Source organism: Vreelandella glaciei (assembly GCF_013415125.1).
GTDB classification, from domain to species: Bacteria; Pseudomonadota; Gammaproteobacteria; order Pseudomonadales; family Halomonadaceae; genus Vreelandella; species Vreelandella glaciei.
The window spans coordinates 14,004-27,504 of record NZ_JACCDE010000034.1; the positions used below are offsets into that span (position 1 = coordinate 14,004).

Here is a 13,501-nt window from a genome sequence, read left to right on the forward strand (position 1 = left end):
CACAACATGAAAAAGATCGAAGTATTAGGCACAGGCTGCAAAAAGTGCGCCGTCACCGCGGAGCAAATTACAACTACCGCCAAAGAGCTAGGCATCGAAGTTGAGGTGACTAAAGTCACTGACCCACAAATCATCATGCACTATCAGGTCATGTCGACCCCAGCAGTCGCGGTCAATGGCCAGCTTGCTCACAGCGGAGGTGTTCCAGATCGCAAAAAAATTGAAGCTATATTGAAAGCCTAAAAACCTCAAGTTCACCCACTACGCTCAGGCTCCCCGATTACTTCCTGGTAAGCTGGGAGCTCTCTTTTAACAGGCGTCTCAATGCTGGAAATTATCGATGTGTCTGACGCTGCAAAAGCGTTTATCAAGCAACAGGGAGGCGTGGTGACCGTGCGTTTATCACCCCGCCACGGCTGCTGTGGGGGGCTCGCCAACGTTGCCGTCGCCGAGGCGAGTGCCCCCAAAAACCCTTCGCTTTACCAGCGCCATAGTGATGAAGATATAACTCTCTTCATTGCGACAGAGCTTGCCTACCAAGGACTGCGTGTTGACGTTGAAGGGGTCTGGAAGTTGCGCCATCTGTATGTGGATGGCTCATACCCGCGCTCTGGGCACACGAATAAACACTAGCGCTAGACACGCCGCCAGCATCAACCCCGTAGTCAACCATAACGCTCCAGCACCATTTTGCTCTATTAATAGGCCAAACAGCAGCGGCGCAAAGGCTTGCGCGGCCCTGGCCGGGGCGATAATCAAACCTTGGCGCTGGCCAAAGCCTTTTGGGCCAAACAGCGCCAGCGGCAGCGTGCCGGAAGCAATCGTCATCATGCCATTGCCCGCGCCATGGAGTAGCGCAAACCCTGCGGCGGGCATACCCACGGTTGCTAAAAGTGCCGCACCTAAGGGGTGGAGCGTTGTGGCCACGCGCGCGGCTACAAGCGGATGCAAGCGACGCAGCAGCGCAAATTCACCTAACCTAGCCGCCACTTGCGCGGGACCAACCAACGCGGCGGCGGCAACGGCGACTGAAAGCGATACGCCGGTTTCCTGCAAAAGCCTGGGCAGATGTGCTGCCATCGCCGTCGACACAAACCAGCCCGCGGCAAACACATAGGCTAATAGCACCATAGCCAAGCGAGGCCGCTCAGGCGATGGGGCAGATTTTTCGTCATTTGAGTGGTTTACGCTATCACCGGCTTTAGGCAAACGAGCATTAAGCGGCAGGCCTATCACTATATGCAGAATGGCCCAGGCACCACAGGCGACCCGCCACCCAAATTCATTTTCCAACAAAGCTGTTAGCGGCCAACCAATGGTGCTGGCAAAACCCGCCAGTAGCGTCACACCAGTAATCGAGGAACGAGCGCTGCGACCTAATAGCCGCCCGAGGGTAGCAAAGGCGGCGTCGTATAGCCCCATCGCCATGCCCACACCGGTAATCAGCCAGGCAAGCATTAGGCTTAACACACCTTGGGACAGCGCCATGATCACTAGGCCAAACGCCAGAACAGCGTTGGATGCCATCAGCACGCCTCGCCCACCTTGCTGGTCAATCAAGCGCCCTACGCTGGGGCCAAGCATAGCGGTTAACAGCAAGGCGACAGAGAACGCCGCAAACACCCAGCTTGACGATATTTCCAGCTCGCGGGCCATGGGCACCGCCAGAATAGCGGGCAAGTAGTAACTGGATGCCCAGGCGAGCGTTTGCGCACTGCCTAAGGTGAGCGTTAACCCCAGCCTGGGCGAAGAGCGGATCATGCGACTTGTTTAGGCAACGCGAGCGCCATCAAAGCACTTAAAGCCACTAAGGCAGCCGACACCCACAGGCAGGCGCTCAACCCATAGGCCATATACAGCCAGCCCGACAGTAGCGTGCCTACTAAGCGCCCCATGGCATTGGCCATATAGTAAAAGCCAACATCCATTGAGACGCCGTCGGCGCGAGCGTAATGCACGATCAAATAGCTGTGCCAGCTGGAGTTAATCGCAAACAGCACCCCAAAGGCGAGCAGCCCGACGACCAGCCAGCCCACTTGCGCCAAGGGCAGCATCGCCAACACAATCGCCAGCACCGCCAGCGCCGCGGCCCAACCGGCAGTAAGCGCACGCGCATCGCCTTTGATCAGCCGGGTTAATTTAGGCGCCTGGGTTTGCACGCCGCCGTAGCCAATCACCCACACCGCCAGCAGCCCACCCACTGTCCAGTGTGTCCAGCCGTGCTGGTCGTATAAGAACACCGGCAGTGCTACGACAAACCACACATCCCGCGCCGAAAATAGGCAAAAACGCGCCGCGGAGAGCACGTTAATCGCACGTGATTTTGAGAAAATTTCGGAGAACTTAGGCTTTATTTTTTGGCGTCCTAAATCCGCCTTTAGCCGGAATAGCGAAAGCAGCAACACACCGCCAAGCATCACTGCCATCACCAACACAGCGGCCTGAAAGCCAATCAATGTTAACAGCAGGCCACCGACAAAAAAGCCCAAACCTTTTAGCGCGTTTTTAGAGCCGGTCAGCATCGCCACCCAACGGTAGAGCGAGCTATTGGCGTTGGCACTCTCTTTGGGCACCAGCACCTTAACGGCGCTTTTAGCGCTCATTTTGTTGAGGTCTTTGGCAATCCCCGATAGCGCCTGAGCGGCCATGACCCAGGCCACTGTTAGCAGGCTCGCGGGCACCATTAACATGACCAGCGCCACAATCTGCAAACCCAAGCCCACGTTCATGGTGCGGTTGAGCCCCAGCCTTGCGCCCAGCCAACCACCCACCAAATTGGTCACCACGCCAAAAGCTTCGTAAAACAAAAACAGCATCGCGATGGCTAACGGCGAATAACCCAACTGGTGGAAGTGCATCACCACCAGCATACGAAGCGCGCCGTCGGTGATCGTAAACGCCCAGTAGTTGCCGGTAATCAGCATGTACTGACGCACCTCGAAAGGTAGCGCCCTTACCCGCGTAAGCATTGAATCAGCCACAAACCACCCGCTTACGCCCTACCATCAGGGATAGCTCAGCGGTTCTATTCGCGTAACCCCACTCGTTATCGTACCAAGCGTAGAGTTTTAGCTGCGTGCCATTGACCACCATGGTAGACAGCGCATCAATAATGGAGCTGCGGGGGTCAGTGCGGTAGTCGATCGACACCAACGGGCGCTCTTCATAGCCCAGAATGCCTGCCAGCGGGCCATCTGCTGCGGCTTTCAATGCAGCGTTCACCTCGTCGACGGTAACATCACGCTCAAGTTCAAACACCATATCGGTAAGCGATGCGTTAGCCAACGGGACACGAATCGCGTGGCCATTTAACTTGCCTTCTAGCTCAGGGAATATGGCAGTGATGGCTTTCGCCGATCCCGTTGTGGTGGGAATCAGACTCATGCCACAAGCGCGGGCGCGACGCAGATCTTTATGCGGGGCATCCAGAATCGTTTGTGTATTGGTAATGTCGTGCACGGTGGTCATTGAGCCATGGCGGATACCGAACGTTTCCTGAATGACTTTTACCACCGGCGCCAGACAATTGGTGGTGCAGCTAGCAGCAGTGACGATCTTATGTTGAGCCGGATCGAAGAGATGGTCGTTCACCCCTACCACGACATTGAGCACGCTCTCCTCTTTAATAGGCGCACTCACCACCACACGACCAACGCCTTGATCGAGGTACGCTTGTAGCTTTTCAGTGGTTTTCATTTTGCCTGAACATTCGATGACTACATCGCAGTTAGACCAGTCGCTATCGGTAATTGATTTGTTGGCGCTAAAGGCAACGGATTTTCCATCGACAATAATAGCGTTATCAGCCGCCGTAATGCCCTGCCCAGGAGCCCAATGGCCATGTACTGAATCAAATTCCAATAAGTGAGCAAAGGTTGCCGCATCGCCGCCCGGGTCATTAATCCGCACAAGCTCCACTTCACCCGCCGACACTTTTTGCCACAAAATCCTCAGCGTTAAGCGACCAATACGTCCCAATCCATTGATACCAATTCGAAGTGCCATGGTGCCTCCTAGACTCTCTGTTCTATGGGGTCTATTTCCAGGTTTGTGTTTTTAAAGCGATTCGTTGCTAAAAAGGATATCGTTTATATACGTATAAACATATATTAATGCATAAAAAAACACACATTAAAAACAGGCCCATCGATTGACGATGGGCCTGCTTGAAAGGCGTTAATTAACCGTAACGACCCGAAATATAGTCTTCGGTTTTTTTCTTAGCGGGGGTTGAGAACATCACTTTGGTGTCGTTGTACTCAATAATTTCACCCAGGTGGAAAAACGCCGTGTAGTCCGCCACCCGCGCGGCCTGCTGCATGTTATGGGTTACGGTGATGATGGTGAACTCTTCCTTTAGCTTATCCATCAAATCTTCGATGGTCGCGGTCGAGATCGGGTCAAGCGCCGACGTTGGTTCATCCATCAAGATTACATCAGGCTGCACGGCAATAGCGCGGGCGATACATAAGCGCTGCTGTTGACCACCCGATAGTGAGGTACCGGGTTCTTGTAACTTATCTTTCACTTCGTTCCAAAGGCCAGCACTACGCAACGCTTTTTCAACCAGCTCATCCTGCTCGGCTTTGCGGCTAACCAAATCGTGCATGCGCGGGGCGTAAGCCACATTTTCATAAATCGATTTAGGAAATGGGTTGGGCTTTTGGAAGACCATTCCCACCCGGCGGCGTAGCGCGACTTCATCCATTTTGGCGGCATTGACGTCACGCCCATCCATTTCGACCAATCCTTCGGTGCGCACGCTAGGAATCAGATCGTTCATGCGATTCAGGCAGCGTAAGAAGGTCGATTTACCACACCCAGAAGGGCCAATTAGCGCCGTCACATTTTTCTGAAACAGATCAATATTAAGGTTATTCAACGCTTGGTTTTTGCCATACCACAGATTCAAATCACGAACTCGGATGCTCAAATCGTGGCAGGCCTGATTATTACGCGTGTAAGGCTGCCCAACCGCAGGTGCATGCTGGTCGTTCATTACAGGTGCTTGGCTATTCATAGCAATGTCCTCTATAACGCACTGGCCTACCAGCGGCGCTCAAATTTCTTACGTAGCACAACGGCAAAAGCGTTGAGTGAGATGAGTATGGTGAGTAGCACCAAAATACCACCGGCTGTTTTTTCTACAAACGCCTGTTCAGGCTCGCCTGACCAAGTAAATATTTGCGCGGGCATAACGGTGGCCGCGTTGGTAAACGAAGCGCCAACATCGGGGATAAACGCCACCATGCCGACAATAATCAGCGGTGCTGTTTCACCCATCGCCTGAGCAAGGCCGATAATGGAGCCTGTCATAATGCCCGGCATTGCCAACGGCAGAACGTGGTCGCGTACCACTTGCCAGCGCGAACAGCCCACCCCAAAGGCGGCATGGCGTATGGAGTCCGGCACGCTACGTAATGCGGTTCGCGTTGAGATAATGATCACCGGCAACGTCATCAGCGCTAGCGTCATACCACCGGCCAACGGCGATGAACGTGGCACACCGAAGAAGTTGATAAAGATCGCCAAACCTAACAAGCCGAACAAGATCGAAGGGATGGCGGCCAGGTTATTGATATTAATTTCAATCGCCTGGGTAAAACGGTTATCCGGCGCAAACTCTTCCAAATAAACCGCTGTCATTACCCCGATAGGAAATGAGATCGCCAGCGTTACGATCATGGTCATCACGGTGCCGACCACTGCCGATAAAATACCGGCATTCTCGGCGATTTTGGAATCCCCAGAGCCAAAAAAGGTGCTATTGAAGCGAAGATCCACCTGGCCTGCTTCAACACGCTCATCAAGAGCGGCTTGCTCTTCTTCACTCAGGCGATTTCGGTGCCCCTTCAGGTACTGGTCAACTTCACTGTTTGCCAACACCCACTGCGCTTCGCTGGTACCAATCATCCCAGGGTTATTGCGCAACTCCATGGGAATCACTCGCACCGCCGTGCGACTGATTAACGGTAGCAACTCTTGGTCAAACGCCTGCCGTCCATCGGTTTGCGCTTCTTCGGTGTAACTAATCTCGGTCTGGATATACGCCTGCTGAAAGGCTGGCAACCCCTTGCTCAGCATATCGGCAAAAAACAGCACCAGAAACAGGCCTGCCAAGCCCAACGATCCCATTGATATCCATTTAAGGCGGGCAGACTTACGGTGACGCCGCTTAAGCTGCTGGCTGATTTCGTCAAAAGTATGGCTCATCGAAACAGTTCCTCAGCGTTACAGGTTATTCACGCGGTATTTTTCGCGGAAACGACGGATCATCAGTACAGATACCAGGTTCAGCGTGAGCGTCACCGCAAACAGCACCAGCCCCAGGGCAAAAGCTGACAGCGTTTCAGCACTTGCAAACTCTTGGTCCCCGGTTAAAGCCGCCACAATACGCACGGTCACCGTGGTCATATCTTCCAGCGGATTAGCGGTAAGATTGGGCCGCATGCCTGCCGCCATCACCACAATCATGGTTTCACCTAGCGCGCGCGACATACCCAACAGAGTGGCTGAAATAATACCCGGCAGAGCAGCAGGAATGACCACATCTCGTATGGTTTCCCCTTTGGTCATGCCTAATGCCAGCGACCCTTGGCGCATACTATCGGGCACAGAGTTGATCACATCGTCCGACAGCGAAGAGATAAACGGGATGATCATGATGCCCATCACGACACCAGGGGCGACGGCGTTATTATAAGAAGCGTCGAGCCCAAAAAAACCGGCGATATTGACGATAATCGGCGCTACCGTAATCGCGGCAAAAAAGCCGTAAACCACGGTAGGAATACCTGCCAGAACCTCAAGGACGGGCTTGGCAATGGTGCGCACGTTACGTGGTGCATACTCGGACATATAAATCGCGGAGAGCAGGCCGATAGGAACAGCGACCAGCATAGCGATAGCGGTAATCATAAAGGTACCGGCAAACAGCGGTACCGAACCAAATTCAGCCCCACTACCGTCTCCACGACCCGCTGACGCTAAAAAGCTCGCGCCTGGATTCCACGTGGTGCCGGTAATGAACTCCCAGAAGCTGTGCATTTGGAAAAAGCGCAGCGCCTCGGAAATAATCGAGAACAAAATGCCGAACGTAGTGAAAATCGAGATTAACGCTGCCCCGGCCAAGACCATGCGGATAACCCGCTCAATGGCCTGACGGGCGTGAAAATCAGGTTTAACTTGGTTAAGACTTACCATCAGCCCTATTGCTGCAATCACTAAACTCGCGGACAGCAAATAGAGCGTGGGGATATCGGCGCCCATTAGAAGCAGCACAAAAGCCCCCAGCGCACTCACTACCACGGCTGGACCAGCGGTCGAAAGCACGGTGAACCAGGCGTATTGATCTGGCTGAGCAAACATAGCCGTGCCCGCACTGCGTAAACGGGTGGCTTTTGAACGGCCAGCAAAAAACGCCAGCAGCCCCAGCAGTAGTAACGCACCGCAAAAAATCAGAAGAAGCTGGTTAGTCTGCATCGAATTTCTCTCGCATTACTTAATGAAATCGTATTGGCGACTACTTTGGGGCACAAACATTACAGCAATGTGACAAACGCCAATTTATCGCTGTCATAAAATGAAAGGCCGACAGCTTACGCTGCCGGCCACTTTCATTTCTAACTTAACGACTTACTTAAGAACGTCTACTGACATTGTAGTGCGATCTGCTACCGCTTGACGCCACTCTTCACGCTCGCCTTCAGGCAGAACGATCAAGCCGATATCTTTCAAGTAACCGTCTGCACCAATCATCATTTCACTCATGAACATGTCGACGTAGTCATACATCGGCGGTACTTCTTCAGCATGCTGGTTCTTCACGTAGAACCATAGTGAACGCGCAATAGGATAATCACCCGAGCTGATTGCTTCTGGCTCTGGCTCAACACCGTTGATGCTGGCACCGTTCAGCGTATCGGTATTCTCTTCAAGGAACGAGTAACCAAAGATACCCATTGCACCGGTATCTTCACTCAAGCGTTGAACGATCAGGTTGTCGTTCTCGCCAGCGTCGATATACACACCGTCAGAGCGAATTTCAGTATAGGCTTCTTCATACTCGTCCATCTCTTCAGAAGTCACTTCCATGACCAGCTCTTCAAAAGCGTCACGGGTACCAGAAGTCGTTGGCGGACCATAGATGGAGATTTCACGGTCTGGCAGCGAAGAATCAATTTCGCTCCAGTTAGTGTAGGGGTTATCAACTAACTCACCATCAACCGGCACCTGGGCGGCTACTGCCATGAAAATCTGCTCAAGCGTCAGGTCAACAACGTCATTTTCGTTGGATTGGCCTAAAACGATACCGTCAGAGCCGATTTTAGCTTCGGTGATATCGGTAACGCCGTTCTCTTCACAACGCTCAAACTCAGCGACTTTCATGCGGCGTGAAGCGTTAGTAATGTCTGGCGTGCCTTCGCCAACACCGTTACAGAACAGACGCAAACCACCGCCCGAACCAGTTGATTCAATAACAGGCGTCGGGTTGCCGGTAGTGGCACCGAACTCTTCAGTTACGTAGCTGGCAAACGGGTAAACGGTACTGGAGCCTACGATACGGATTTGATCACGGGCTTGGGCAACACCGGCAACGCTCATTACAGCAGCCGCGATAACGGTGGTTTTTAGAATACGGTTCATGCGAAAAACTCCTGTTCATGTAGGGATCTAACCTTCGCAAGGCATACCTTGCACTGGTTCCATGACAACTTCATGACAGTGAGTAATACATGAAAGAATTTTTGCTACATGAGGAATTCGCTTTCGTTTACAGCAGTAAACCCAGTGCCGCCAAGGTACACAATGCTAGCGAAGCGCCTTGCAGTAAACGTCTATCCAAGCGATGAGCAATGGCGTCCGCCACTGCATTACCTACGAGTACCGCAGGGAGAAAGGTAAGGGCAACCTGAAAATGCCAGAGCTGAATCTGATTAGCGAAGGCGAGAGTCATAATGGTCAGCATTGAGGTCAAAATGAAAAAGGCCGCCAGATTTCCCCGCACCCGATCAGCAGGCAAGCCGTGCATCAATATCACCATGGGCGGGCCCCCGATGGCAGCAACGGTGCCAAAGATACCTGACAACACACCGGCGCCGAATAGCGTTACTCGATTAACCGGCAGTTTAAAGCGGCACAACGTCACCAGCACAGCAAACAGTACGATGATGGCAATTAGCTTTTCTAACAAAAACATCGGCGCGGCGAGCAGCAGCCAAATACCCAGCGCATTGCCAGGCAGGCGCCCCACTAACGCCATGCCAATGGAATCCAGACGCACCTCATGCCAATAGTGACGCACCATCATTAACGAAACGGTAAAGCCAAACAGCACTAAAATGACCGGCACCAATCGTGGCTCAAGCATCAGCAGCAATGGTGCTCCGATCACGGCCAAACCGAAACCGGTTGCCCGCTGAACAAAGGCACCCAGTAGCAGCACGGCTGCGCAGGCTAACCAAGTACTCATCGGCATATTGACCCAAGCCAACATGCTATCCATCACTGCTGCTCATTCTTATTGCTCATGCCTACGACTCATCCCTGTGAATCACTTATGACGGGCGCCTTGGTTAATTTGCGTACGCCGATATTTCCCAACAAAGCGGCGCCCAACATGGTCAGCACCATTGGCCATAGATGCTCAACTTCAAACAATCCGACCATCACCCCCGCGAGAGCACCACAGGTAAACTGGATGCCGCCTAACAGCGCCGTTGCAGTAGCGCTAATATGACCAAAATGATCCAACAATGAAGAGATTGCGTTCGGGGTAATCAGCCCAATCATGCCGGTGAACAGCATAATCAGTGGCACAACAACCATGAGTGACGCGATATTTAACGCCGTCACTACTACTAACCCTAGCGCTGCCGCTAACTGTATAAGCAGCCCCAAGCGTAGATTTTGCTGTGGCGTGCGTTTACGCAGCAGGTGAATATTGACGCGGTTGGAGAGCGCAATGACCAGTACGTTGACACCAAACACGAGCGGATAGGTACCTGGCGATAGACCAAAATAGTCGAGATAGAGAAACGGCGAAGCGGTTACAAAGGCAAAAAGGCCGGCAAAGGAAGCGGCTACTGCGCAGATATAGCCCATCCCTTCACGATGTTTGAGCACGCTGGCGTAATTGCGAATAACCTGCCGCGGTGACGCCGCAGGAAGCGACATATCGCGAGTTTCAGGCAGTCGCGTTCCTAACAGCCAGAGTAAAAAGCCTGCATAAACAGCCAAGAAAACAAAAATTAACCACCAACCGGCCACATGCAACAATAGGCTTCCCACGGCGGGCGCCACCAACGGTGCCAGCATCATAATCATCGCCATGGTGGACATTACTTTAGCGGCCTCGCGCCCACTAAAGCAGTCGCGCACAATTGCCGCCGAGTTGACCACGCAGGCCCCGCCCCCCAGCGCTTGAATAAACCGCCAGGCCAGCAGTGTAGGCAAGCTGTCGACCATCGTAATAGCCAGGCTTGCCAGCATAAACACCACTAGTCCGCCCAGGAGTACAGGCTTTCTGCCCATGCGATCCGAAAGCGGCCCAAAGCAGAGCTGGCCCAGCGCAAAACCAAACAAGAACACGCTAATGGAAAGTTCAGTGCGATGAATACTTGCGCCGATACTTTCGGCGATTATTCCCATCGCAGGTAGGTAGGCGTCGATCGCAAAGGGGGCAAGCGCCGTGTTGGCGGCAACTAGCAACGCTACGCGGCGGGGATTAAGATGCATGGGTCTCCTTACGGCGATAACGAACGCGCGGGAATAGATAGGCCGCTAATCATAGCCGATTTTAAGACCCTTGTCGGGGCTAAACGCTATAGGCACAGCGCTATCGCAGTAGATGAAAACGATGAATCACTCACTGCGATAGCGTGAGGAAAGTCAAACCAGATTAAAGATGAATGCTTATTGATGTGTGGCGGCGTCTTGCGACTCAAGCATATCAACCAGCGGCTGAAACTGCTCGCGGTTATGCTCGTTCATATGCATCAAAATACGATGCGCTTCGAGGATGCGGTCACGGAGCCCCTCTTCATCGGCAGGCTCTTCAGGTAACTCTTCGAGAGCATCGTTAAGCGTTGTGGCTTGCTGAATAGGTGCTTCCATCAGAGTGAAAAAGCGCGCAAAACCCATCACGTCAAGCATTTTTCGAACGTCATCATTATCGACAATAATGGTCGGTGGCTGCTCTAAGCGCCCTTTTACTGCCATTGCCACCTTAGCCAAGAAACCCAGCGCAGTTGAATCCACGTTGGTGGCTTCGCGCAGGTCAATCAGTACGGCACGCAACCCCGGTGTCTCAGCGAGACGTTGGGCTTGGGTATCGAGTGTCGCGCAAAGCGTTAAACGCACATCGCCACACAGCTTTAAAACAAAAACACCAGAATCGAACGCCGCTTTAATGCGGCCTTCTTCAATCAGCATGACCAAATCCGCTCACCATCATGATTGTTAGATCATCGGGTAAAGCATCGCGTTCCTGGTTAGCATCGAACTCTGCGTCCCCTTCTGCAAGGAGAGCATTGGTCTCTGCTAGCCGGTCGCGCAACTGCTCAAGCGTGACACTCTCGCTTACTAATTGCTCAAGCTCCTTGAGCCGCGTGTCGAGCGTTTTACCCGGCAAGCATTCCAATACACCATCTGAGCAAAGCCATAAACAAAAGTCGTTCGGCAACGCACAGCTAAGCGAAGGATACTCCACATCGGGGAAAAGGCCTACCGGCATTCCTTCGCCTTCAAGACGTCTTAGCTCTCCTCCTGCTGCTAAAAGTGGCATGGGAAGCTGAGCGCCGAGCGAATAGTGCAGAGTATGCGCCTCATGGTCAATAACCCCGACAAATAAGGTGGCATGTTTCCCTATATCCGTACCCTGCAACTCCCGGTTCATCGCCTTTAGCCAATCCGGCGGCAGCTTTTCCGGCTGCTGACCATCCCACTCACTCAGCCAACGATTACATAAATATTTGAGCAGTACGGTGACAAAGGCCGACGACGCGCCATGGCCCGACACATCGGCAAAATAGAAGGCGCTATAACGCTCGTTATAGCGTTGATAGTCTAAAAAATCACCGGACAGATAGAGCGAAGGCGCAAATACGTAGTCGTAATAGACCCCGTTGATGATTTTGGGTCGCAGCGGCAGTAAACGCCGTTGGATATGGCCGCCACTTTGCTGATCCATACGCAGTAGCGCTAAATGCGTCTCAAGGCTCTCATTTAACTCAGCGAGACGCTCGTGATCACGCTCACGCTCTAGGGCCAAATCATTTAGCTCGACGGCTTTACGGATCATTCGCCGCAGCAGTTCGGCATGGCGTAGAGGGTGGACGATATAATCCACCAGCCCAACGTCAATGGCTTTGATAAGGTCAGCATCCTGGCGCGAGTCACTCACAACCAGCGTTGGTAAGCGTCGCGTAAGCTGCGACCACTGCTGGCGCGGCACGGCTCTGGCATGCGCCACAATCAGCGCCGTATCTGCAGGCAAGTGGTCGATATCTTCAGCAGCAAATACCGACATACCGTCGCAGGTAATCGCTTCGGCCAGCGCATCGCGCTCTCGACCCGGCTCGTCGATCACCGCGATCAACTGCTTAGAATGCTCCATCATAAGCCTCAATCGGCGCTATTTTCGCCACCAATGCCGTCGTCACCAGCGCCGCTGTCTTCAAAGTCACTGTCATCAAAATCGCTATCATCAAAGTCGAAGGTATCGCTGGCAAAGGGGTCATCGCCCAACTCTCCATCGCTCACCTCGAACTGGCGGCTCTGTAAGTAAGCGTCACGAATAAAGCGGTAGCGATCACCGCGAATCAACTCCTCCTGGTCGAGCAACCCCGCTCGGGTGTCAATCAAGCTGAGCGCTGTCAGGCTTATGCGAACAGTGTCGTCCTCTACGTAGGTAACCGGATACGCGGCTATGTCAGCAGGTAAGCCCGTGGTATCACGTAGCGTACTGGGGCCTAAGAAAGGCAGCACCAAGTAGCGTGAATCATCCCAGCCCCATACCGCCAACGTTTGGCCAAAATCCTCTTTATCCGCGGTAACTTCCATCAGCGTTGCGTAATCTAACAACCCGCCAATGCCCACGGTGGAATTAATCAAAAAGCGCGAGGTAGCAAGGCCCGCATTAGCAGGCTTACCCTGGAGCACGCTATTAAGCGCGGTACGTACTTCGCCTAAATTGGAGAAAAAATTACCTACCCCTGTTTCCACCGGATCAGGGGTAAGCGTGCGGTAGCCTCTTGCCACCGGCTTAAGCGCGTAACGATCCAGTACGTCGTTGAACGCAAACACTTTACGGTTAAAGCCTTCCCATGGGTCGTCAGGGTTGGTGTTTTCTGCCGTTTGGGTACTGGCACAACCGCCGCTTGCTAATAACGCCACCAGCAGTAGCGGTAACCCTTTTGAGCGCCACGAAAGCGTTGTCTTGTCGTTACTTAACCACTGCCACATGACATTTTCCTTTTTACAATTCTGCAGCACGTTGACA

14 protein-coding genes are annotated in these 13,501 nt (G+C 53.0%); 2 read left to right on the forward strand and 12 right to left on the reverse strand.

Annotated elements, in window-relative coordinates:
• Window positions 1-6: 6 nt before the first annotated feature.
• Both HZS80_RS19170 and HZS80_RS19175 read left to right on the forward strand, forming a co-directional pair.
• The gene (locus tag HZS80_RS19170) at window positions 7-243 is read left to right on the forward strand and encodes a thioredoxin family protein (RefSeq protein WP_179916995.1); all 237 of its coding nucleotides are present in this window, start codon (window positions 7-9) and stop codon (window positions 241-243) included.
• Window positions 244-324: 81 nt separating this feature from the next.
• Entirely contained in the window at window positions 325-633 is a 309-nt protein-coding gene (locus tag HZS80_RS19175; RefSeq protein ID WP_179916996.1) for a CC/Se motif family (seleno)protein, read from the forward strand.
• Here the strand turns inward: HZS80_RS19175 and HZS80_RS19180 are convergent.
• The 12 genes from HZS80_RS19180 to HZS80_RS19235 all read right to left on the reverse strand — a co-directional run bounded on the left by HZS80_RS19180 (window position 598) and on the right by HZS80_RS19235 (window position 13,464).
• Window positions 598-1,761: an MFS transporter gene (locus HZS80_RS19180; RefSeq protein ID WP_179916997.1), complete on the reverse strand. Its 1,164-nt coding sequence runs from the start codon at window positions 1,759-1,761 to the stop codon at window positions 598-600. The two genes, HZS80_RS19175 and HZS80_RS19180, sit on opposite strands and share 36 nt — an antisense overlap.
• Window positions 1,758-2,969 carry an organoarsenical effux MFS transporter ArsJ gene (arsJ, locus tag HZS80_RS19185; RefSeq protein WP_035563399.1) on the reverse strand — a complete coding sequence of 404 codons (1,212 nt, stop codon included), beginning with the start codon at window positions 2,967-2,969 and terminating at the stop codon, window positions 1,758-1,760. Before arsJ ends, HZS80_RS19180 begins: the two co-directional genes overlap by 4 nt.
• 4 nt (window positions 2,970-2,973) lie before the next feature.
• Window positions 2,974-4,005, reverse strand: coding sequence for an ArsJ-associated glyceraldehyde-3-phosphate dehydrogenase (locus HZS80_RS19190; RefSeq protein ID WP_179916998.1), 1,032 nt, complete (start codon window positions 4,003-4,005; stop codon window positions 2,974-2,976).
• Between the two features lie 175 nt (window positions 4,006-4,180).
• Window positions 4,181-5,020, reverse strand: coding sequence for a phosphate ABC transporter ATP-binding protein PstB (pstB, locus tag HZS80_RS19195; RefSeq protein WP_179916999.1), 840 nt, complete (start codon window positions 5,018-5,020; stop codon window positions 4,181-4,183).
• Between the two features lie 26 nt (window positions 5,021-5,046).
• A complete protein-coding gene (pstA, locus tag HZS80_RS19200; protein WP_035563331.1) occupies window positions 5,047-6,213 on the reverse strand; it encodes a phosphate ABC transporter permease PstA in 1,167 nt (388 codons plus the stop codon).
• An 18-nt stretch (window positions 6,214-6,231) separates the two neighbouring features.
• Window positions 6,232-7,482, reverse strand: coding sequence for a phosphate ABC transporter permease subunit PstC (gene pstC, locus HZS80_RS19205; protein WP_008959511.1), 1,251 nt, complete (start codon window positions 7,480-7,482; stop codon window positions 6,232-6,234).
• Window positions 7,483-7,635: 153 nt separating this feature from the next.
• Window positions 7,636-8,646: a PstS family phosphate ABC transporter substrate-binding protein gene (locus HZS80_RS19210; RefSeq protein WP_179917000.1), complete on the reverse strand. Its 1,011-nt coding sequence runs from the start codon at window positions 8,644-8,646 to the stop codon at window positions 7,636-7,638.
• 127 nt (window positions 8,647-8,773) lie between these two features.
• Window positions 8,774-9,505, reverse strand: a complete 732-nt coding sequence (locus tag HZS80_RS19215) for a sulfite exporter TauE/SafE family protein (RefSeq protein WP_008959513.1) — start codon at window positions 9,503-9,505, stop codon at window positions 8,774-8,776.
• Window positions 9,506-9,540: 35 nt separating this feature from the next.
• The gene (locus tag HZS80_RS19220) at window positions 9,541-10,737 is read right to left on the reverse strand and encodes a multidrug effflux MFS transporter (RefSeq protein WP_008959514.1); all 1,197 of its coding nucleotides are present in this window, start codon (window positions 10,735-10,737) and stop codon (window positions 9,541-9,543) included.
• Window positions 10,738-10,914: 177 nt separating this feature from the next.
• Window positions 10,915-11,433, reverse strand: a complete 519-nt coding sequence (locus tag HZS80_RS19225; protein WP_008959515.1) for an STAS domain-containing protein — start codon at window positions 11,431-11,433, stop codon at window positions 10,915-10,917.
• Window positions 11,423-12,616: a PP2C family protein-serine/threonine phosphatase gene (locus HZS80_RS19230; protein WP_179917017.1), complete on the reverse strand. Its 1,194-nt coding sequence runs from the start codon at window positions 12,614-12,616 to the stop codon at window positions 11,423-11,425. The genes HZS80_RS19225 and HZS80_RS19230 overlap by 11 nt, the downstream gene beginning before the upstream one ends.
• 8 nt (window positions 12,617-12,624) lie before the next feature.
• A complete protein-coding gene (locus HZS80_RS19235; protein ID WP_179917001.1) occupies window positions 12,625-13,464 on the reverse strand; it encodes an MlaA family lipoprotein in 840 nt (279 codons plus the stop codon).
• Between the last annotated feature and the right edge of the window lie 37 nt (window positions 13,465-13,501).